18 protein-coding genes are annotated in these 20,785 nt (G+C 44.5%); 5 read left to right on the top strand and 13 right to left on the bottom strand.

Annotation, left to right across the window (positions count from 1 at the left end; translation table 11 throughout):
• Positions 1-106 precede the first annotated feature (106 nt).
• The 5 genes from N836_RS51745 to N836_RS51725 all read right to left on the bottom strand — a co-directional run bounded on the left by N836_RS51745 (position 107) and on the right by N836_RS51725 (position 4,730).
• Positions 107-1,570: an MBL fold metallo-hydrolase gene (locus N836_RS51745; RefSeq protein ID WP_023072693.1), complete on the bottom strand. Its 1,464-nt coding sequence runs from the start codon at positions 1,568-1,570 to the stop codon at positions 107-109.
• On the bottom strand, positions 1,563-2,702 hold the full coding sequence (locus N836_RS51740; RefSeq protein WP_023072692.1) for an aKG-HExxH-type peptide beta-hydroxylase: 1,140 nt from the start codon (positions 2,700-2,702) through the stop codon (positions 1,563-1,565). Before N836_RS51740 ends, N836_RS51745 begins: the two co-directional genes overlap by 8 nt.
• The gene (locus N836_RS51735; RefSeq protein WP_023072691.1) at positions 2,702-3,832 is read right to left on the bottom strand and encodes an aKG-HExxH-type peptide beta-hydroxylase; all 1,131 of its coding nucleotides are present in this window, start codon (positions 3,830-3,832) and stop codon (positions 2,702-2,704) included. The genes N836_RS51740 and N836_RS51735 overlap by 1 nt, the downstream gene beginning before the upstream one ends.
• Positions 3,833-3,943: 111 nt before the next feature.
• Positions 3,944-4,150, bottom strand: a complete 207-nt coding sequence (locus tag N836_RS51730) for a hypothetical protein (RefSeq protein ID WP_023072690.1) — start codon at positions 4,148-4,150, stop codon at positions 3,944-3,946.
• Positions 4,151-4,301: 151 nt separating this feature from the next.
• Complete coding sequence (locus N836_RS51725) at positions 4,302-4,730, bottom strand: hypothetical protein (protein ID WP_023072689.1); 429 nt, start codon at positions 4,728-4,730, stop codon at positions 4,302-4,304.
• 138 nt (positions 4,731-4,868) lie between these two features.
• Here N836_RS51725 and parA point away from each other — a divergent pair, with 138 nt between their 5' ends.
• Positions 4,869-5,564, top strand: coding sequence for a ParA family partition ATPase (parA, locus tag N836_RS51720; RefSeq protein WP_023072688.1), 696 nt, complete (start codon positions 4,869-4,871; stop codon positions 5,562-5,564).
• 410 nt (positions 5,565-5,974) lie between these two features.
• Here parA and N836_RS51715 read toward each other — a convergent pair whose 3' ends face one another.
• Complete coding sequence (locus N836_RS51715) at positions 5,975-6,316, bottom strand: conjugal transfer protein TraD (RefSeq protein ID WP_023072687.1); 342 nt, start codon at positions 6,314-6,316, stop codon at positions 5,975-5,977.
• Between the two features lie 393 nt (positions 6,317-6,709).
• Between N836_RS51715 and N836_RS73275 the strand changes: the two genes are divergently transcribed.
• Positions 6,710-8,233 carry a MobA/MobL family protein gene (locus tag N836_RS73275; RefSeq protein ID WP_023072686.1) on the top strand — a complete coding sequence of 508 codons (1,524 nt, stop codon included), beginning with the start codon at positions 6,710-6,712 and terminating at the stop codon, positions 8,231-8,233.
• On the opposite strand, the gene N836_RS51710 is transcribed toward N836_RS73275, so the two are convergent.
• Positions 8,219-9,757: a type IV secretion system DNA-binding domain-containing protein gene (locus N836_RS51710; RefSeq protein WP_023072685.1), complete on the bottom strand. Its 1,539-nt coding sequence runs from the start codon at positions 9,755-9,757 to the stop codon at positions 8,219-8,221. The two genes, N836_RS73275 and N836_RS51710, sit on opposite strands and share 15 nt — an antisense overlap.
• Before the next feature lie 727 nt (positions 9,758-10,484).
• Here N836_RS51710 and N836_RS51705 point away from each other — a divergent pair.
• The 3 genes from N836_RS51705 to N836_RS51695 all read left to right on the top strand — a co-directional run bounded on the left by N836_RS51705 (position 10,485) and on the right by N836_RS51695 (position 15,209).
• Positions 10,485-11,507 (top strand): replication initiation protein, encoded by a 1,023-nt coding sequence (locus tag N836_RS51705; RefSeq protein WP_023072684.1) that lies wholly within the window; start codon positions 10,485-10,487, stop codon positions 11,505-11,507.
• 418 nt (positions 11,508-11,925) lie between these two features.
• Positions 11,926-12,252, top strand: coding sequence for a CU044_2847 family protein (locus N836_RS51700; RefSeq protein ID WP_023072683.1), 327 nt, complete (start codon positions 11,926-11,928; stop codon positions 12,250-12,252).
• On the top strand, positions 12,249-15,209 hold the full coding sequence (locus N836_RS51695) for a trypsin-like peptidase domain-containing protein (RefSeq protein WP_023072682.1): 2,961 nt from the start codon (positions 12,249-12,251) through the stop codon (positions 15,207-15,209). The genes N836_RS51700 and N836_RS51695 overlap by 4 nt, the downstream gene beginning before the upstream one ends.
• Before the next feature lie 105 nt (positions 15,210-15,314).
• Here N836_RS51695 and radC read toward each other — a convergent pair whose 3' ends face one another.
• From radC to N836_RS73270, 6 genes are all read right to left on the bottom strand, one after another.
• A complete protein-coding gene (radC, locus tag N836_RS51690; protein ID WP_031292690.1) occupies positions 15,315-16,022 on the bottom strand; it encodes a RadC family protein in 708 nt (235 codons plus the stop codon).
• 277 nt (positions 16,023-16,299) lie between these two features.
• On the bottom strand, positions 16,300-16,902 hold the full coding sequence (locus N836_RS51685; RefSeq protein WP_023072680.1) for a hypothetical protein: 603 nt from the start codon (positions 16,900-16,902) through the stop codon (positions 16,300-16,302).
• 4 nt (positions 16,903-16,906) lie between these two features.
• A complete protein-coding gene (locus N836_RS51680) occupies positions 16,907-19,000 on the bottom strand; it encodes a type IV secretory system conjugative DNA transfer family protein (RefSeq protein WP_023072679.1) in 2,094 nt (697 codons plus the stop codon).
• A complete protein-coding gene (locus N836_RS51675) occupies positions 18,997-19,584 on the bottom strand; it encodes a hypothetical protein (protein ID WP_023072678.1) in 588 nt (195 codons plus the stop codon). Before N836_RS51675 ends, N836_RS51680 begins: the two co-directional genes overlap by 4 nt.
• Positions 19,581-20,069: a DUF6753 family protein gene (locus tag N836_RS51670; protein WP_327058697.1), complete on the bottom strand. Its 489-nt coding sequence runs from the start codon at positions 20,067-20,069 to the stop codon at positions 19,581-19,583. The genes N836_RS51675 and N836_RS51670 overlap by 4 nt, the downstream gene beginning before the upstream one ends.
• A complete protein-coding gene (locus N836_RS73270; RefSeq protein WP_023072676.1) occupies positions 19,960-20,781 on the bottom strand; it encodes a mobilization protein in 822 nt (273 codons plus the stop codon). Before N836_RS73270 ends, N836_RS51670 begins: the two co-directional genes overlap by 110 nt.
• Positions 20,782-20,785: the final 4 nt, after the last annotated feature.

The following is a 20,785-nucleotide window of genomic DNA, read 5'->3' as shown; positions in this document are numbered from 1 at the left end:
ATGTCTTATTGAGAAAGGTGCAAGATCTCAGTTAAAGAGAAAGCTTCTGGATATTTTGGGATCTGTATAGATATAAAATCTCTTCAGTGAGTTTAACGAATTAAGCTCACTGAAGAAGAATTGATTCTAGTGGCCGTAATACACCAAGGTTTATATTTGTTGATTGCAGTGGTTCAAGTGCTACATGCCATTTTGGATGAGAAATAGAAAGTTGTTTCAACCATGTATGAAAAGAAATGCGAGCTTGATGCTCAACTGTGCTAAACAACGTTTTACGCTCTTGTGGATTATCAAAACTGAATCCTGCATATGGGATTGCAATACGCGGTTCTAGAATCTCACACCAACTTACTATGTCGTGAGAATTTGCATGATATCGAACTAATTCTGGCCTTCCATGAAGTTCAAAGGAGAATCTTCTCGGACTGGCTGCAGCCCAAATCGGATCGTGTTTTTGGCCCGTACAACCAAAGAACAAAATATCTAGAGTTCCTTCTTTTGCTATTTGTTCAAGAACTGGGATCATAGATCCACGTTCATCAAAGCAGGCATCCACACTAGCAAAAATTCTGTAGCCAGCACAACGAACCTCGAACGTGAACGCATCGAAATAAGAGTCTAGACCAAAAGGCTCTCCATAAAATGGATGGAGAAAAATTTCGATTTTTCCAATTTCATATCGAGAGCCTGGCAAGCACTCATGAATATTAGAAAACCCCATACTTCGAAGAAACTTACTTATAGGAGGATTTGTTGGAGAAGGTTTCGAACATTTTGGTACAAAGAGTGGCTTGGATCGATCTAATCTTGCTAAAGTCTGATAATGAACGTGATCCCAATGCGCATGAGAAAGAAATACTGCATCAGTATATTGCAATAATAGATTTAACTCTGTACCTACAGATGGTTGAGAAACTGACTCTAGAGGATCAAAAATGACTGAAGTATTTCCGTCGGATATTTCTAAGCAAGCATGTCCAAGATGTCTTAGATAAGGAAATATAAGAGGCTTGTGTTTCTTTGTCTTTGGATAAATTAGCCGCTCTTCAACAAGATCATTAAGAATTGCATGTATATCTGTATGCGATCTTACGATTTGAAGAAGCTCATGTTCGGAAACACCATTCGCTAAGTTTGAGAACACTAACAGTATATCTAGAGCAATATTGGTCTGTAACTCATATTCTATCCATTTGTTCCCTGCCTTAATAAAAAGCGAGCTACTGTAATCATTTACAGGCATACCATACGAAAACTTTCCTATATATTCTATTTCCCATAGTTGATTATGGATATTTAAATCAAACAGTGGAACTCTTTCCTGAATTGAAGTGAAGAGCATTTCGACCACGTTATTTGTTAGCTGAGAAGAAGATGCCTTTCGGAGTGCTGTGTCAATTAGTCTTGCTTGTGATAAAGTTCCATCTTCATAGCAATGATATTGGCAAGACATTGCATGTCGATAATACAGATCAGCCGTTGGGTTTTTACTTACGCAATTACGAAATGCTGTAGCATCCTTGGCTCCTAGTAGGAACCAACTAAATGGTTTAGTAGTTAGTTCATTCATTACAAAATGACAGAGCCTGAATTTCCTTCTGCATCCTGACTATACAGGTTATTACCTCATCACTGAGTTCAGTTCTAACAGAATGCAAAAGTTTGAAATGGTTCATCTTGATGAAACCAATTGTGCTTATTCTCATATGACGCATTACGTCTGCTTGTGGAAATTGTTTACGTATATCTGTAGATGACCAGAGCATTGCAATGCCGTACCATACAAAACAAGCATGTAGAAAACTGTGTAAAGATAACAGCTTTCCAGTCCATGGTGATTGTGTAAATTTTGCTGCAGCTAGTTTTCTATCTAGAACGAATGGATGTCTCAACTCCCATGAATATAAATAAGAATGAATTGCTTCATGTATGAGAGCACTTACAACATCTGAAATGTTTACATCAGTTACATGTGGATTGAGTAAGGTAATTCGTCCAACAACTTCGTTACTTGATTCAGAAAGAAATATCTGTGGATGCTGGCTATCAGTGCTACAAGTAATTACTGATACGAAACTCGCAAGGAACTTCTGGCACTGTGAGGCATTAGTTGCTATAACGGTCCATGCTTTAAGGATTCTAGAGTAAGCTATTTCGTATTGCTCAAAAGAGAATGGGCACAAGGTATTTCTATCATATTCACGTAAACCAGTTATTACAGATGGTTTTGATGTGGTGCATGGACTCACAAAGTCTACTGGTATCTTTTCAATTAAAGGTGCGCGATAGGCAGTGTAACCTGTCCATTCATTTGGGGCGGTGTTTTGAAAAGACACAAAATCGGACCAAGATAAGTTATTTGGAATATATAAATCACAGTTTGCTGTCCATACACTCGTTGTCAATTTTGAAGCTTGACCAGAACGAAACATTTCTGCATCAATGCACCGAGAAATGTAGGAAGTTAGCACATTCTCATTATTTGAAACAGAAGCTTTCCAAAGTCGATTGAATGTTCTTGGCGAAGATATAATGCGAAGGTAAGAATCTTCAGGCAGATTCTGAAGAGATTTGAGTAAGGCACTATCGTCAATGAATTCTCTCAATCCATTGACGATAAGATACCACCTATCGTGAAGTATGTTTTGCCAATCACCTTCCGCGCTCCAACGAAGTGGAAGAATAATATCTTTCGTTGCCATTATGAGTTAATTGTTGATACAACGATATCCTCTAGAAGCTGATGGCCTTGGGGATTTATCAAGCTGTCAACTTTTTTCTTTGGAAGTTTGCTAAACCCATTTAAGATTTGAGTTTCTCGATCTTTAAGAAAACTAAGAGACTCCGGATCGAATAGAAATAAATGACCCATCGCACGACGTGACAAGGTGAGTACCGTTGCAAATACTACTAAAGAGTGAAAAAATGAATAGAAACTAAGGCTTCGATTAGACCATAAACTTGGCCATAGTGTTTCAGAGCTTAAGTCATTGTTGCTCCATGGTGATATAACCTCAATGTCGAATAAGAGGTTATGCGTTGTTTCATGGACAAGATTTTCTAAAAATTCACCAATGCAGATCTCAGAACAATGATAGTCATTGAATAACATGCTTCTTGGTATTAGTGAATTCGATGAGCCATGACGAACGACACGTAATGAATTTTGAGTGGCTGTTTCTGTAGGAATGATTGCAACAATTTTTTCAAGGACTGTAGAGTACATAGCTGGCCATATAATCCTCAAAATATCGAGTGATTGTTGCAGTTTTTCTTCAAAAGTCTTCAAGTACGTTTCACTTAGCAGAGAAAATCTCGATTTCAGATTAACTTGACCTGTTGCAATCGGACTAATGGTATCAATAAAAGTAGAAGAAGATCCCTGAATAAATTGCTGTGGTTGAAGTTTCAGGGTCAGATTTTTGGAATGATCATGTATGACGCCGTCCTCTGTGGCTATGCTAAGAACTCGTGCACTATAAGGATTCTCTAATTCAGCAGTAACAAAGCATGCGGGAATATTGCTTATGGTAGAGCAAGTGAATCCAACTGAACCATTACCAGTCCAGGCGCATCCATTGATCATGAGAAGTTGCAAATGATTCGAATTACCTGAAACTGAGCTATTAGCTAAACATGAAGACACCAACAACATTACATCAGACGTCGAGATTGCCTGACGTAGAATTGGCTGGTTGCTGAGAGCCGTAGTATTAGAGGAAACTCGACCAAATACAGGAGAACTATATCGAGACCAAAAAGATTCTGATATCTCTTTAAGCCGTTTATCTAAAATTTCCTCATCTGCACAATGAGTCAGTATGTCTGCCATCGACTTTCGATATATAGCAAAACATGAGGAACCCAACCCTTAATGAGATTTCTCATGAAAATGTTAAGAAAACTTAGCTATAGCTAGATAGCATTAGGGAGAAGACTTATATCAGTCAAGCTTAGGCTTGTCATTTTCATGATATACCTGCATAGCTGCAAAAAGACGCCTTGTAGTGATACCACCTTCTTGCGCTGGTGTACTTAGCAACTCCTTTAGTGCTACTACAAACTCATCATCCTTACTTGCAGTATCATCATTATTTACAGTTACAGAAGCCTGTACTTCTTCAGAATAACTCTTACCTTTATCAACCATAGCTCAACTAAAGACTCGATAGACTACACAACTAGTCAGACTTTAATTCATAGGAGTGGTACATTTTGTATTAATTACATCAAACAACATGTTAGTTTACAATTCCCCATGCTATGGAGAATAGAAAAGGGAAGGCGACTAGGCGGCTAATTTAACTAATAGTGTGATTAGTTTGTTTGCCGACTGTTGAAAATTTTTGACTAGCTGGCCTCCCCGTTTTCACTTGCTCTAAGCTGTCCAACACCTTCACCAGTTCGGCATCTGGCATCTTAACCAAAGCATGTAGGCCAGCTCTAACTAGCTGACTCTTACTTGCACTTTGAGCCATACCCAAACACCGCTGCTGCAGCTTTCCGATTAACTCATAGTCATCCTTTGGCAAACTGAAGCTATCGCGAATAACCTTTGGTTTCGATAGCTTTACCTTTTTAGCCTGTTTTCCCTGCTCCCCTTCAACCTTAGAAAGTTTAGTCTTCTTCCGCTTTGACCCCAATAGACTTTCTGCCTTCTCAAACCTGGACCTAACAGCATTATCCTCAGCCTCAAGCGACTTAGAGAGCGCTGCTTTCAGATCCTTCATATGAGTCCCTTGTAGAAGTAAATAGCCTGGTGTGAACCTCGTGAATCGCGTATAACCCTAAGGCTTACAAAACTCTGTTAACGGTATAAATCGTACAAACGGTTTATACGATTTTTTATGCTTTGAAAAGGTCCTAATATGCCAGCTAAGATAATTACTGTCGCAAATCAAAAGGGAGGTTCAGGTAAAACCACGGTGAGTATGCAGCTTGTAGGCACCCTAGCCCGTCGAGGCTACCGCGTGCTTGTGGTTGACGCAGACCCTCAAGCCACCGCCACCCGTTGGGCGGCATCAGCATCTAATGAAATCCCCTTCCCTGCTTCTGTCGTGGGTCTTAGCGCTGCAAACGAGAAGGTTCACCGAGAAGTTAGAAAATTCATCAATGACTACAGCGTTATCATCATCGACTGCCCACCAGCGGCAGATTCCCAAGTACCTCAAAGTTCCCTACTGGTAGCAGATCTGGTTTTGGTGCCCATCATCCCCTCACCTCTTGATATGTGGGCCGCTGTTGGTATCAAACAGGTGATCGCAAATGTATCTGAGATTAACGACACCCTTAGGGCCAGACTCGTGCTTAACCAATGCCAGCCACGAACAACCTTGGCCAAAGAAGCGCTAGAGATTTTGCCTGCTTTTGGCATTGAAACCGCTACCAGTCAGCTCTGCCACCGGCAGATATACCGTCAAGCCGCTGTTTTTGGTCAAACGGTTCATGAGTTTGGTCGAAAAGCAGCTGCCGCTATCATCGAGATCAACTCCCTAGCCGATGAGGTGCTTGAGATTCTAGGCGTCAAGACTCCAACAATGCAGCATACGGTTCATACCGTATAAACCTTACAAACGATTCATACGGTATGAACGATATAAACCGTATAAACGGTTAATCCTGATTTTTTCTGATATTCTCCTGACTCTGGTCAGAGGAGAGCTTTTAGTAACCTTGTTAGACGCCCTCAGTGCCTCGTCATTGAACGATCTACCCTTCACCTATACATACCCGTGGCAGAGAATAAAAAACGATTCTCGGAGCTCTGAGGAGATTTTTTCGATTGGTGTGAAATCGGGCTTCTTTTGGAGAGTTTCTCTTTGTTGGCTCAGATTGCCTGATGTGATACCTATGCGCTGCAGTCTGAAACGGAGGCTGGCTCTGCGGGGACGCAACCATGCTGAGGGATAGGACTGTCAAAGGCTCATCGAGAATGAGCAGCGGCTGGGTAGGGGATTTCCCCTGCCCGTCGCTTTTATCCTTCCTTTACGGTGTCAGATTGTTTTGACCGATCGCGCCGCCTCCCCGCACGACTTGCCAACGTTGAATCTCCCAGGTGTTTCAGATTCTTGTAGGTAGCCTCATCCTTGAGGAGTTCCATGGCTTGTAGAAACGCTCCCAACACAGCTCCTGTATCTATTCCTCGAAAGCCTGCGATATCAGCCAGTCCCCCCAACTGAATCAATTCCCGAGTGCGTTGCTTTCTTTCCTGTTTCTTGAGCTTTTGTTGGGCGACTCTCAGCTTTTGCTGTTTTTCTTCTATCTGTTGCCCAATCTTCTTGACTTGTTTTCGGAGTCGTTCTTCAGCCCTATTCATCGATTCCCCATGAGATACGTTACCCGATTCAGATGGCGCAAATCCTAAGAGTCTCGCTTGCACTAAGCAAATCATCACTGAAGCTTTATTCTTGATAGTCCTTTGGGATACCTCGAAAAATCCTGGGGGGTTTGGGGGGCAAGCCCCCCGATAACAACAACGCTGAAAATCTCGTTAGAGATTTTTCCATTCGCTGTTTCCTTGACATTGCCATTCACCTCTGGAGTGATCCACCCAACCCATGACCTGGCACAACCCCAGGGGGTTCGGGGGGATGCTCCCCCTGAGTCCCTCTAGTCTGTCTTGACGGACAGCAGGGCGCGCTTATCCGTTTCAAGGAAACGGCGCGTCGGGGAGTGCCCCTGAACCCCCTTGAGCACCGAAGGAGTCTCGTTGGCTATTTATCGTTTTTCGCTAAAACATGGCTCCCGTGCTGACGGCAAAAGCAGTGGTGGCCATGTGCGCTATATCCTGCGAACGGAACGGTACGAATACGGTGCTCACGAACTGACATACACCGAGTCTGGCAATATGCCTGCTTGGGCGTCTGGCCCAACAGAATTTTGGGATGCAGCGGATACCTACGAGCGGGTGAATGCACAGGTGTACAGTGAATTTGAGATCGCTCTTCCGAGAGAACTTACTGATGACCAACGCCTTTGGCTGGTGAAAGATTTTGTCAAAACCGAGATCGGAGAGAAGCACCCCTACACGCTAGCGATTCACAACGTTGAGGCAATGGATGGTGGAAGAAATCCCCACGTTCATGTGATGTTTACCACCCGAGCCCTGGATGGGATTGAGCGGCCAAAGGAACAATTTTTTAAGCGGGCGAATGCTAAACACCCTGAGCAGGGAGGAGCCCAAAAGGACCGGAGTTGGAAGCCCAAGGAGCGGCTGATCGCGCTGCGCCAATCGTGGGAGAATCATTGCAATGTAACCCTGAAGTGTGCCGGTCACACAGCGGTAGTTGACCATCGCAGTCTGGAGGCTCAGGGCATTGACCGACCGGCAGAGCCCAAACTTTCTCCTTATGAGTCGATGCTGTGGAAACAGGGGATTCTGTCTGAAAAAGTGGAAGAGATTTTACTCATTCGAGAGCTGACTGCCCTGGAGAAGACCCAGGCAGCCAATGAAGAAATTCTCCAAAAGCTCCAGGAGATAGGTAAATTAAGGGATTTTGAGGCAAGGGTAGGGGTAACCCTAGACAAAGAGCGATCGCTGCTAGAAACCGTACTTACGGAGCGAGAACGGGTTGATAAGCGAATCGAAGACTTAAACAACAAGCTGAGCTACGCCCCAGGTTCCCCTCAAGATGCCTTCGATATGGCCAAAGACCGGCTCTATGGACGGGCGATAGATGCCCATCTCCACTCTATCGACTGCTGGCGGGAGGAACGCGATCGCATCGCCCAGGAAATAGAGAACCAGGTTAGACAAGGGTGGGGGATAATTACCGATTTACCGCTTATCCTGCAGGAATCAAAAGACCTGCTGGAGGCCCATCAGCTACTCAATGCAGCGAAGGATGCCTATCAAGATCTGTTAGAAAGGGCAGATTCTCCAGAATCCAGGGAGAAGTGCAGTGCCCTGGCAGAAACGCTCTATGACAGCAAGGTGGAGCAGGAGACTGAGCGCAATGAGCTGCTGGAAACGGCATTTTTGATTCGAGACCAGATTCCAGCCCACGAAGCGACCATTGAGGACTTGGAACGGATGCTGACTGACATCCAGCAAGAGCGATGTGCCGTAGAAAGTACCCTATCTCCAGTTGTGCGGATGTGGCTATATGCCGAAGATGATGAAATCACCGTGGGGCAGGAGGCTCGGTTCGAGGAGTCGCAGACCCAGGGGCAAAAACGAGAGCTAAAGCAGCAGCTATCCCTGAAGCTCTCCCAGGACTCAGATCCAGTTTAGGGCGCGTCGTTTTGATTGAAATTGCTGTTTGCCGCGTTTGACCTTATTTCTGGCGGTCAGGTCGGGATAGTCAAACTGGATGGGGGTGGTCATACCCTGATACTGCAGAAATCCTTCGCGATCTCCCAGGGATAGAAACTCAGCCGGAAGCACGAGATACTCGGTTTTTCGGTCCTGCCGGTAGCTCAAGGATTCCCCTCGCCTACCTACAAGCTGTGAGGATTCGCTGATCACCCGTTGCTCAAACTCCGGCTCCCCAATCATGCGAGCACACCATTCAGCCGAATCAATCTCAGCAGTTCTAAGAAAGATCTTTGTTTTTGGAGCCGAGAGTATGGGCATGGCCAGCTTATGGTAGAAATTCTCAATCTGATGCTTGTTCTGAAAGCCAAGGACAAGGCGAGTGTTGTAGCTTCTCGCCTGGGACGCCGCTTGCTCAAGGAAACTTAGAGTTTTTAGGGAGGCAATTTCATCAATAAAAATCCAGGTGGCGGGTGGGCTGTCCTCTGGGGAGAAGTCCAGAAGTTGTTGAATCAGGATATTGAACCAGATGGAAAACAAAGGCTGCAGGATTTGCTGATCGGCAACACCTGCCGCGCCAATAAACAGCCAACCTGAACGTTTCTGCACCATTTCAGCCAGTGAAAAGCTGTCACGTCCATCCTTGGGTGGCAAAAGCTTTAGATGGGAGGCCACATTACTTAAGCTACCCAGGACCCCTGCCCGTTGGTCCGGGGCTTCCTTGGGGATGTATTGCGCTACAGGATCACCAGCTAAGATTTCATCAATCTGCTCGCCGGAACTAAGCCACTTGAGTAGATCGTCTACAGAGGCATTCTGCGATTTCATCTCCAACAGCAGATGCTCCAGAATATTACGCGGACTTTTCACAAAGAACCGTTCTTCTTCACCTGGAGTACAGGGCAGCAAACTTTCTGCCAATAGCTTTGCTTTTTCTGGGCGGGTCACCTCAGCGGCCAGGTCCCAATAGGGGCAACTGTCTGAAAATGGATAGAGCAAGATATCCCCCCGTTCTGGAGAGCCGTGGTATTTCCAGAACTCACACTTGGGGTCATAGAAGACAGCGATCTCCTCATCTCGATGCTGTAGTTGGGTCGCGAAATAGTGAAATATGGAACTTTTGCCTGAGCCGGTGTCACCACAGACGAGAAAATGTTTATTCTCATCTTCCTGACGAATTTCTAGAAATGGTGGTTCTTTGGCCTGTCTTTTTTCAGCACTGTTGTTAGGAATGGCGATGCCATCACCATCTACTTCATCCACAAAGGATTTATTGGTCAGCATCGTGGTTCCCCGCAGATGCTTTTTTTGCTCATAGAGGTCGGTTAGCTTGGCACTGCCCAAGACGATGCCTGAGGCTGTAAGAACAAATAACCCGCTGTAGAGGGGGACCATACCCATTTGATAGGTAAGCCAGGAATCTCGAAGGGCGAATATCTCACCAATGGAGAGCACGGCTGCAATGCCGAGATGGGCAGGGAAACGCTGATGGTAATACTTCACAGGGCATCGGGGTTAATACAGACGATGAGCCCCGACTATAGGATTACTGGATTGAAAAGACAATTAGGGGAGGGGAGTGAGAGTATCTACAACCTGATCCACTAAGGACAATAGTCAGCCTTCCAAAATCATTCTTGATAGCCCTTTGAGATGCCTCCTAAAATCCTGGGGTTTGGGGCGAAGCCCCAAGTTAATGCCATCTCATACTTGTCCCTTCAATTATCCACAGAAACGCTAATGTTCTTTAGTGTTCTAATGTTCTTAGTGTTCAGGGAAAATTCTGATGTGATATCAGTGCCTTAACCCCCTGATCGATCACAAATTCGGGCTAACCGATCACAAATTCGGGCTAACCGATCACAAATTCAGGCGGACCGATCACAAATTCAGGCGACTTTCCACAGGCCAATGAAGCCAGTTATCCACAGGTCAAAGAGCTAGAAATCCTCTCATTTCGACTGTTTTAAGAGGGCAGATAGCCCAGAAATAAGGCGAGTAAGCCGGATAAGTGGGTTTGATGTGATGGGGGTAAAGCAAAAGCAAGATTTTGTTGGTCTAATTGTTGTTGTTTAAGGTGGATCGATCACAAATTTGGGCCACTCTGTCTTTTGGTGATCATCACCGATCACAAATTCAGGCTATTTGAGAAGCCTATGTCTGTCAGATATTGTCACCTGACACCAATCACGGCTTGCTAGGTGCTAGGTGCCGTGATATCTACGGACCTATGAAACAGAAATCACCTAAAGCGACGGGTAACCCCTGGAAGGTTAATCCAGACACTTCAGAGCAGGTTACTGTTCCGGTCCCGAAGCCAGTCATTATGGTCAAGGTGGATGGTCCCTTTCGTGAACGGGAGCGAAAGCTGTGGACTTTTCTGCTACATGCTGTAGCTCACAGACTGGAAGAGAGTAGGGTCCATGAATTGCCTGCTGCAGATGTTTGGAAGGTGTTTAATCAGCTTGGTGGGGAGCGCGGAAAAGCTTGGTTATGGGATGCGTTGGCGTCTTTATCGGATACCAAGGTCACGTTTGAGGGAGTGGATAAAGGCGATGTTCGCTACAAGACCATTACGCGACTGATTTCAGCCGTGCGTTTGAATGAAGGCCGAGGAACTGACACCATTTGGTTTGAATTTCCTCAGATGCTTATTGATGCTATCAAACAGCCTTTGCAATATGCTCGCATTCGTACACATCATCTGATTTCTTTATCGGGCAAATACTCTGTGACGTTGTACGAAATCTTGGAAGGTGTCGCTAATCAGAAGCATCCTATCCTTGAAGTCTCTGTGGAAGATCTCAGGCAGTGGCTCAAAGTACCGAACGGCAAGCTTAAATGCTGGGGGCATTTCCATTCCAGATGTCTTGAGCCTGCAGTAAAAGAAATCAACAGCAATCCTTATGGCTCAGGCTTTGAAGTTTCCTATGAGCTGATTCAGGGAGCTAGAAGTAAGGTGAAAGCCGTTCGCTTTACGGTTAAGAAAACTGACAGTCGCTTGCAGTTTGAGGATTCGTTACAAAATTCTGGCAATCAGTCAGTTAAATGTGCCTTTAAACCGTCTACCTATGAAAAGGCTAAGAAGCTAGTACCTGGATTGGATGTCTATGGGTTGGAACTTGAATGGCGAGCTTGGAAGTGTAAGAAAGGACAGGCTATTGACAACGAAGAAGCGGCCTTTTTAGGATTCTGTAAAAAACGGATACGAAAGAAAATGTCGCTTAAAACTAGTATGCAATGTAGTAGTTAAGATATTGTCTTTACTTGTGGTCTATGGAGCTGATAAGGAATCCTTTTTAAGGATACGCCCAAATAAAGTTGGATAGGACTCTCAGCTCCTTTAAACTTTATCTGCCCTAGAGCTTTTAAGCTTCACAATCATTTCTGATTTAGGCTCGCGCTGTCTGTAGGACTAACTGTAGATAGCGGAGCAATCAATATTCAATTTAGTCGCCAATTGATTTTGACTAAGCTATGTTAGTTGAAACGATTTCCTATAAAATCAATCAATGCTTTTGTAAATACTTAGCATTCCGATTTAGGTTCACTATCACACACCAAAATAGGATTAGCGAATAAACTTTTTAGGATCTCTACTAATATCACCATAATCTTTGAAGATACTGCATATAGGATAAAGTAGCAAACTTCTTCCCCTAGCATCTTTTATGTCATTTGAGGAACAGCCAACTGAACGAATCTCTATGGAACTTGCCAATGGCCACATTGTTCAAGCGGATGTTGTTGCCAGTGGACGTAGTGATGTTGCATTTGACAGTAAAGAATTTAAAGAAGTAACGGAAACGCTTGGTGGAATCATAGATGAACTCTCTGCCACAATTCATAAAGCCATGCCAACAAAGGCTACAGTGAAATTTGGAATTGAGTTAGGTCTTGAGTCTGGGCAGCTAACAGCCGCTTTTGTAAAAGGGAACGGTAAAGCAGATTTAGAAATTTCCTTGGAATGGGATAGGACTGCAAAAGTAATTTCATGACTGAACTAGAGGGGCTATTGAAAGCTTGCACTGTCAAGTTGACTGTTCCAGGTAAACGTCACTGGGGGACAGGTTTTTTTGTGGCTCCTGGTTATATTGTCACCTGTGAACATTTAGTAAGAAGCGGTAAGTCAACTGATCTTGAGGTTCGTTGGGGGGACCAACTAGATTTTGCAACAGCAAAGGTCGAATTGCAGTTACCTAAATACGACATTGCGCTACTGAGTTTTATTACTCGCCAACCATTAAAGAACCCACATCCCTGCGTTTGGTTCGGTGATAATCCAAAGTCTAGGGATGAGTTCTATCTATTTGCTTATCCAGATAAAAATTTTCCAGATGGATGTCCAGTAACCCCTTTAAATGAGGGTTTAACTGGAGGTAACCCTCCTGAAATTAAGTTTGCTGACGGGCAAATTCGAGAAGGCATGAGTGGCGCTCCACTGCTTAACCAGCGGACAGGAATGTTCTGTGGGATGCTTAAGTTTACTCGTGGCGCAAGTAGTAATGCAGGGGGTGGTGGGATTCCAGTCAGTGTTTTACGTGAGCAACTGCCAAAAGAGATTATAAACGCACAATGCGATTTTCATAAGCAAGATTTAAGATGGAAAAGTCTCTTGCTAACTGAAAAAACGAATAGCGAGCTATTTCGAAATAGGCGTTCTACGACAATAGCGAATGTTATTACGATTCCTCCTGCTCTGGACTTATGGCAACCACGGAAAATCATCCAAACCAAAGGTCTATATCGTTTACTTAAGCTGAGTAGATCAAAAATTATCGGCGTTCAAGGTATTGCTGGTGTAGGAAAATCTTGGTTAGCAGCTCATATCTACGAGAAAGATTTAAATTTTCTTGGAAAAGCATGGCTTGATGTTCGTCAAAGTCCTAGTTTTACAGTTTTTTGCGAAAGCATGCTTCGTGCTATTTCTGATGAGAACTCGCAAAGTGTTTTAGCAAAAGATACGACAGAGCAGATTAATCTCGTAATAAAAGCTTTACGCCATGAAAGATATCTGATTGTTATCGATAATATGGAAAATCTATTTTTTCCCAATACTGATGAGTGGCAAGATGATTCATATCGTATCTTTTTTAGTCGTTGGATAGAAGAAGGTAAAAATACTACATTTTTAGTAACTACTCAGATTAAACCGCCTCTATTTAATTTTCAAACATTAAAAATTGACTGGTATTATTTGAATGGATTAGATACTGAAATTGGTGCTCAATTCCTCAAACAAATGGGGGTAAGGTCTCATGACAATGCCAATCTTTCCAGGATGTCAGAGAGTCTAGATGGTAATCCATTAATGCTTAGACTTGCTGGAGGCTTTATAAGTCAATATTATGATGGTGATCTGAACAAAGCTGAAGACGAATTAGGCCTGATAAATTTCGAGAATCTGATTGATAATGTAGATGGTGAATTTCAACAGATTGAAAATAAGCCTAGTTTTCTTCTAAAGAAGCACTTGCACCGACTTTCAATAGATCTTCTCAAGTTAATCAAAAGGCTAGCAGCCTATCGTGTGCCGTTTTCTGAAGAAGCTGTAATACTTTCCTCGCTCGAAGAACAGGAGGTTAAGCGTTGGGCCAAAAAGTTTAGAGAAAAATATCTGAAGGAGACTTATTCTAAATTAGATCTTGGTTATCCAATGATGGAATCCAAGCAAACAATTGAGGAACTTCTGCGTAAATCGTTGATTATCAAGAATCAAGATGGAAGATATGAACTCCAACCATCACTACGCAAATATATAGAACTTAAGTTTGGAGTATCTCACAAGGCTCACTGGAGAGCTGTTCGTTACTATCTAGCAATATACAAAGAGGCAGTTATCCATAGCGATGATATTGAGGTACTAAGAGAGTATCCTGAGATTGCTTACCACTACAATCAGTTGAATCAAGCTGATGAAGCTCTGAAGCTCTTACTTGAATCTAGCTACAGTGATTTTCTGAAATATCATGGATACTATAAGATCCAGATTGAATTGTATGAGCCTTTACTTATTAGAAGTCACAGAAGAGAAAACGCTATTAGCCAAGGCAAGAAAAAATTTCCAACACTTATACTAAACTTAGGCGATGCATACTGTAATACAGAAAGATACGAAGATGCACTTGACATAACTAAAGCTTTTTTTGAGCTTATAGGAAGTAATAAGAACAAGCATTATAAATCTCAAATGCTTCAGACTAATGGACATATTCAGTATGTTTGGGGTAGATATGATGAAGCACTTGAGTCAATACAATCATCTCTTGAAATTGCTGAAGAAATAGATTCTCTATATGTCAAAATTCTTTGTTTAAATACGCTTGCAAGCATTGCCAACAGTCATGCTGAACATGAAAAGTCTTTAGAATACTCTCAAAAAGCTACAAACGAGTTTGTCAAATATCAAACAGAGTTAGAAGGGGGTGGAAATGTCTCTAAACAAAAGAGAGAAGATTTTGAGTTTACCAAAACAATAATTCCTTATGTCTATGTCTCTACTGGGAGAGCATATCTAATAAGTTGTCAAGTTAATAAAGCCATTCCATACTTTGAAAAAGCTTTAAAGACATGTAGAGAAAACTCGGATCAACGTATGCAAATACTGTGTCTATTAGTCTTAAGGCAGGCATATCTTATCAAAGGTAATCTGGGTCAGGTAAGGCAATGTAGACTCATGATTCAAGAAATCTTGCGAAAATCTGAAATTAACCTTCGTGCTATGTTGGGAGCCAAAAATCGTCGTTTTCTCAAGGAAATATTTGGAGATCAGCGAAGTGCGTCATCAGATATTCTTGGAGCAGGCTTTGCTCTGTCTCAAAAAATAAGTTTTTTTGAGACAGAGCCTTTCGGATTTGTTGATCTTTTAGATATTACTGGTCAAAAACTAGGTTGGTGGCTCTGTCGATGGATACAGTTCTTAACCTTAGAAACTGATAAAAACAGGTTCAAGTGATTGGATTTCTACCATTAATTAACCATATAATTATCTGTACCATACGCAGATAATTATGATTTTATTTGTAATAGATAAAACTTTATCTACATTTTTCCTGAATTCTTATTCACTGTTCCAGAGATATCCATTCGTTTGCCTAAGACTCACAAAATCTCCTTTTGCAACAATGATGTGATCAAGAATGGGGATATTCAGAATTTTCCCACCCTTTAGCAGAGTCTCAGTGAGGCAGATATCTGCCTCACTGGGGGTAGTATCCCCGGATGGATGATTATGAGCGATCACTAACCGACTGGCCCCTTTCTCAATCGCTTTCCCAAAAATCTCTTTTGGGTCTGCCAAGGTCTCAGAACTGGACCCTTTAGAGACAATATGCGTTGATTTCAGCCTGAGTTTGATATCCACGCACAGGATAGCAAAGTGCTCCAGGGGCTCATAGCCGATGTCACCCATGATCGCAGCAGCGGCTACTGCCGGATCCTCAATGACCGTTTTTGTATCAGGTTTGGGGTTCGAGATCCGTTTTCCCAGTTCAAGGGCTGCGATGATAATGGCCGCTCTTGCTTCACCAATGCCTTCAATTTCCGTCAGGTCCTTCTTTGCAAGCTGCTGAAGGCCAAGAGCCTCATTAGAGTCTTTCTCCTTTGCCTTAAGGAGTATGGAGGCCGCTATTTCATCGGCATAGATTTGCCGATCTCCTTTCTTAATAGCCCCCTGGCCGACAATGAGAGTCAGCAACTCTTTGGTAGACAGGACTTTTGGGCCATAGTTATCGAGCCGATATTTTTCCATGGCTGGGGCAAGGCTCATAAAAGGAGCCCCTTGCCCTGTCCGATGTCCAGTTTTTGTGGGAAGTAGAGCTTGGTCCTGGGGAATCAGATCTAGCTGCTTTGCTGGCTGTACTCCATCCGCCACGTCAATCCTTTTGGTTTACCGGTTGTTTCTATTCCACTTTGGAAAGAGTGTCATGATCTTTAATTGGATATGTTGTAAACCAACCATGATGCTTAGTCACTTGGATTTGTAGCTCCAGAAGGGCTCCCCCTCAACCGAGAGCCTCCCGAAACGACTATTTACAGCCTCCTACTTATTTCATCCTTATATTTCCCTTCTTCCGTCGCCGCTCAATCCTGTATCCAGCTCGTGCAGCCTTATCAACAACGAGACTATTCTTTACCCTTGCTTTCTTTTTTCCAAAATTCACAACAAATGCCATAAGTTTTCCAGACCAGCCGTGCTTTTGCCGCTGCTCATGGGGCGTCAACTGCGCATTGGCTTGCGCTAATTTCTGTCGATCCCGCACGTTCTCTTTTAACTCCATCTCCCCCTCACGATTCTCTTTTGCGTGAAGCGTCATGCCGTTATACTGTTCAAGCCCCCGCTCCTTACTTTCCCGAATAACCCTTCCCTCATCATCAGCCACGGTAAGCTTGCCACCACGGACTTTATACGAAATCCTGCTCTGCTCTTTAGCAGGATTTCCGACTCCCCACCGCCATACGGTTTTGCTACGCTGTTGTACCCGAAGCCGCAACTTCTCAAACACCCCTGGCTCCTTCCGAAAGGCAGTACCTTCCCGAAGCCTCTCACCAGTACTCTTTGAATGCTGCAAAAACTTCTCCTGAAACCGTTCTGCATTCTCTGACCCATTCCTTACGTGCTGCTCTGAACCGTAATGATTATTGCTCATAACTCTATTGCTCCCACTCAATTGAAACACCAAGAAGCTCAAATCCAATACATGCACCAATTTTGGTAAGCTGCTGCCGAGTAAAAGCCTTAAGGCCAGCCTCTATCCCACACTCAGCAGCAATTTCATCAAGCTCACTGTCCTCTAAGGGGAGCATCCGTAACACAGATTCACGAGTGAGCTGCTCATTGCTCCCCCCAAACTCATCAAACAAGTTTTTCTCTTCTTTTCTTTCTGTAACCTCAAGAAACCCCCATTTCTGAAGCTCTTTATTACTCCAGGGAGCTAACTGTAACCCTGGCTCCTTCTGTCCAACTCGGTCATAGGCTTTTGTTTTCTCATCAGGTTTAATCTGCATATCTTGCACTTCTTTCCAGGAAAAGTTGTGCCAGTGATGACCACCGATACCCCCTACAAAAAGGCCGGTTAATCCGTTTTCCTTCCCAGTCTTTGGAATCGAAGAACTAAACAACGCTTCCTTTGGTACAAGGTGACGCTTTACGCGCCGCAACGTTGGACTTACCTCCCGCTCTCCTCGTTTCTTAAAGACATCACTAACTTCACGTTCTGTGCCGTCAAACCCTTCCGAATACCCAACCTGGGACTCAATAACCTCGACCTCCCCGATGTAGGTCTCAGACACGACTCTTGCCGTCTCCCCATCAACACCACCTAAGACGGCTAACCGCTGAGATAATTCCAGTATTTGGCGAGCAGCCTTCTCTCTAAACTGTGCCTCAATTCCTGCAGTGTTCTGCGCTGACAGAACCGCACACCCACCACGAGACCGAGCCATCGTCATAAACCGAACCAGGTTATTTCCTACAAACCGAGACGCTTCAGAGACTTCATCAATAAACAGCCAAATGCGCCGCAAGTCACTGTCAGGTAAATCTAAAATGAGATTTACTAACCGCTCAAAGAGAATGGAGTTTAACTGCTGTATGGTTGCTCCAGATGTGTTGTCATTGCCAAGCACAATAACGGTATCTTCAAAGTCACCACTTTCAATGAGCTTACGAAGACTTACCTTCTCATCGGCAGAATGCCAAAGCGCAGCCATTACCCTAAGCGGTCGTAACCGGTTATTAAGGGTGAGCATATAGTCATTGGTCCCACTATGCTCATTCTTTCCCTTTAACCCATCAGCGATAATGGTATCAAAGGCATCGTCACCAACAATGCGCTTTAGGAATTGCTCACTTGAACAAGCCAGTAAGACATCTCTCAAGTCCCACCATTTCCCAGACCGGATAAAGAACCCGATGACGCTTGTAAGAAGATTCTGCGCTGACTGACTCCAATAGTTTTCTTGGCCCTCAGCATCAGGAATTAATACCTTTACAAGCGTAAGCACCTGCGGCTCATTCACGATATCAGCACAGATGTTCCAGGCGACTCTCCGCCTATCCAAAGGATTAAATATCAGCACCCGCTTCCCCAATGCCTTCAAAAAGGGAACCAACTCAATCTTTGGGTCAAATACTATCCAAAGCTCCCCCTCACGCCATCCAAGCCACGACATTATGACTTTTAAGTACGTAGTTTTTCCGCCTCCTATGTTGCCAAGGAGCATAAAGTGCTCATTCTCGTCCTTAAAATCGATGTAATCAGCACCCCAGGGAACAAGTCCTGGTGGAAGTTCCCCACGAGATCGCCTGATGTCTTTGGAACTTACAAGCCGTGGTCCCCGTACATGCGGGTCAAACTGATACTCAGGAAATCGTTTGCGGGTTACCTGCACGATTCCCAACCCGGCAACGGTTACCGCTGTAAGGAACCCTGGTTTTGGTCCCACCAAGAGCACAAGCGCTTCTTTCACTCCAAGATAGAGCGTTGCGATCGCAGTAACCGCAAAAAGCCACCAGAGGACCTCCCGAACCGTGCCGCGCTTTACCCGCCGTGCAGCAGCAGCTATCAAGCTCACTACCGCTCCTCCTGCTGAACCCCCAAGTAGCATTCCAACTGCATTCCCAGGGTTAAGCCACCCGAAACTGTGCGAAAGTAATGCACCCTGTACCTGAGCCTCAACTACCGGCACACACCACGGCAGAAGCCACACAATGAGCACCACTGCAACGATGAACCGAACTTTCATACTGTTCCCTCCTGCTTTAACCGCTCAAAGTGATAAATTTTTCGTACATGCTTTAGTCGTCCGTTTGGGTACTGCCATCCCCAGCCAAGAAGAAAGAGGAACACGGAAACTGCCATCAAGAATGCCAAAGGCTCCCAAACGACAAATCGAACACTGTGAAAAAAGAGGACCGCAACGACTGGAGCTGTAACCTGTAACAGCGCTGCAAGAGCAATCCAACGGCCAAAGACCTCAATGATGTGAAGAGGGGACGCCCCGCCATAGACAGAGCGAATCTCTTCAACTGCTCCGGTTAGGAACCGGAGACACCAAAGGGTAGGAAACAGGGTAGCCACCTCTATAAGCCATCTATGCGAGCCTCCTGCAGTTGCCTTTTGGAGCGTTCCAACTGCCGTCTCTGGTGCAATATCTGTCGGCAACCGAAATACCCCATCAATCCAAAGACACACCCTGTCATCAAAGTGAAATGCTGAGAAAAACCCTGCAACAACATCGCGAAGAAACAAAAAGAGGAGTGGAAAACAGGCTACCAGCACCAAAAAGAGTAACGCTACGGTTACTCGATGTCCCTTATATCCTTTCATTGCGGTACCTCCTCTCGCTGCAACACACAGATTTCAGGAAACCTGGCACAAGCTTCACTCCCTGCAAATGAGAGGAGGGGACGACCAAAGAGGGTGCCCGTAAGGAGCCCCATCAGGGCAACACCGATAAGCTCTCGTGCAAGGAGCCCACTGTTTCGGGATGCACGAGGGAGCCTCATTTTTAACCGTTTATCGAGATTCTTTGAGAGTGAGGTGAGCCCCAAGGTGTACTCCCGCAATTCCCCAATCTTTTCAGTCAGGGTATCGACGGTTTCTGAAAGCCGTTCTTCCTGGAGAGAGACTGCTTTTGGAATTTCCACAACGGCAGCTTCAATTGACCCCATCGCTACCATGGCGATAAACATGGGGTCATCTTCAGCTATCCCCGTTTTTGCTACTATCTCCCACACTCTTTTTTGCTCGGCTTCGCTTTTTCCGTTGAGGAGTTTTTGGAGCAGGCTCTGCTCCACTGTCAGATGTTCCATTGGTTAAAACCTCTAATGCATCAAGTTGAGAAAAGAATGTGGTGAGTGCGCGTTTGACACGACTCCGCGCCGCAATGGTAAGCCCACTTTCACGGGAGATGGCTTCCCCGAAGGTCAGCGAATGGGCTTTCAAGAAATCAAGATCTGCTGTGCCAAATCGGGGGAGGTAAATGACTGGCACCTTATATGCCTGCAACGCTGTTCCGAGGCTTTCATTAACGTCCGGGTCGGAGTAGTCGTAGGTAAGCCGATCGGTAAAGTGCCGATTGCGAATCAGGATATGGGGAATGCCGTCAAACTCCTGTAACGATTCAAGGAAGAGCGTTACAGAGTCGTACTCACCAGAGGTTACAAACCAGAAGCAAAGTTTAATGCCTTCCTCGATCGCAAGATCGGCACTTCCCTGCGATAACCATTGGACAAGCGCTCGGTGGGACTGAGCAGGGGAGTTGACCACGGCATCGGTATTGCTAGCGAGCACCTCATCGAGGAGCGTATCTGCCTTATCAATTTGATCGCTATCCTCAGTGAAGTAGGGGTAGATGACCCGCTGCTTTCCTTCAAATGCACGTCCTACATCCCCATTGGATCGATCTGCTTCACAGATAAGAGGTGCCTTTCCAAGGCGTAGAAAGTACTCAGCAAGTGCCAGAGAGACGATACTTTTTCCGACACCCCCTTTCTCCCCGCAGGAATTATGAATCCAGGGCATGATC

The sequence above is a fragment of the Leptolyngbya sp. Heron Island J genome (assembly GCF_000482245.1).
Classification (GTDB): domain Bacteria; phylum Cyanobacteriota; class Cyanobacteriia; order Phormidesmidales; family Phormidesmidaceae; genus Leptothoe.
Note: the sequence above shows the minus strand (reverse complement) of the source record. Positions and strands in the feature narration are given on the sequence as shown.

What these genes read in the sequence shown, in the direction of transcription:
- N836_RS51745 (WP_023072693.1), bottom strand. Translation starts at nt 1,570, where the DNA reads ATGAATGAACTAACTACTAAACCATTTAGTTGGTTCCTACTAGGAGCC.
- N836_RS51740 (WP_023072692.1), bottom strand. Translation starts at nt 2,702, where the DNA reads ATGGCAACGAAAGATATTATTCTTCCACTTCGTTGGAGCGCGGAAGGT.
- N836_RS51735 (WP_023072691.1), bottom strand. Translation starts at nt 3,832, where the DNA reads ATGGCAGACATACTGACTCATTGTGCAGATGAGGAAATTTTAGATAAA.
- N836_RS51730 (WP_023072690.1), bottom strand. Translation starts at nt 4,150, where the DNA reads ATGGTTGATAAAGGTAAGAGTTATTCTGAAGAAGTACAGGCTTCTGTA.
- N836_RS51725 (WP_023072689.1), bottom strand. Translation starts at nt 4,730, where the DNA reads ATGAAGGATCTGAAAGCAGCGCTCTCTAAGTCGCTTGAGGCTGAGGAT.
- parA (WP_023072688.1), top strand. Translation starts at nt 4,869, where the DNA reads ATGCCAGCTAAGATAATTACTGTCGCAAATCAAAAGGGAGGTTCAGGT.
- N836_RS51715 (WP_023072687.1), bottom strand. Translation starts at nt 6,316, where the DNA reads ATGAATAGGGCTGAAGAACGACTCCGAAAACAAGTCAAGAAGATTGGG.
- N836_RS51705 (WP_023072684.1), top strand. Translation starts at nt 10,485, where the DNA reads ATGAAACAGAAATCACCTAAAGCGACGGGTAACCCCTGGAAGGTTAAT.
- N836_RS51700 (WP_023072683.1), top strand. Translation starts at nt 11,926, where the DNA reads ATGTCATTTGAGGAACAGCCAACTGAACGAATCTCTATGGAACTTGCC.
- N836_RS51695 (WP_023072682.1), top strand. Translation starts at nt 12,249, where the DNA reads ATGACTGAACTAGAGGGGCTATTGAAAGCTTGCACTGTCAAGTTGACT.
- radC (WP_031292690.1), bottom strand. Translation starts at nt 16,022, where the DNA reads ATGAGCCTTGCCCCAGCCATGGAAAAATATCGGCTCGATAACTATGGC.
- N836_RS51685 (WP_023072680.1), bottom strand. Translation starts at nt 16,902, where the DNA reads ATGAGCAATAATCATTACGGTTCAGAGCAGCACGTAAGGAATGGGTCA.
- N836_RS51680 (WP_023072679.1), bottom strand. Translation starts at nt 19,000, where the DNA reads ATGAAAGTTCGGTTCATCGTTGCAGTGGTGCTCATTGTGTGGCTTCTG.
- N836_RS51675 (WP_023072678.1), bottom strand. Translation starts at nt 19,584, where the DNA reads ATGAAAGGATATAAGGGACATCGAGTAACCGTAGCGTTACTCTTTTTG.
- N836_RS51670 (WP_327058697.1), bottom strand. Translation starts at nt 20,069, where the DNA reads ATGGAACATCTGACAGTGGAGCAGAGCCTGCTCCAAAAACTCCTCAAC.
- N836_RS73270 (WP_023072676.1), bottom strand. Translation starts at nt 20,781, where the DNA reads ATGCCCTGGATTCATAATTCCTGCGGGGAGAAAGGGGGTGTCGGAAAA.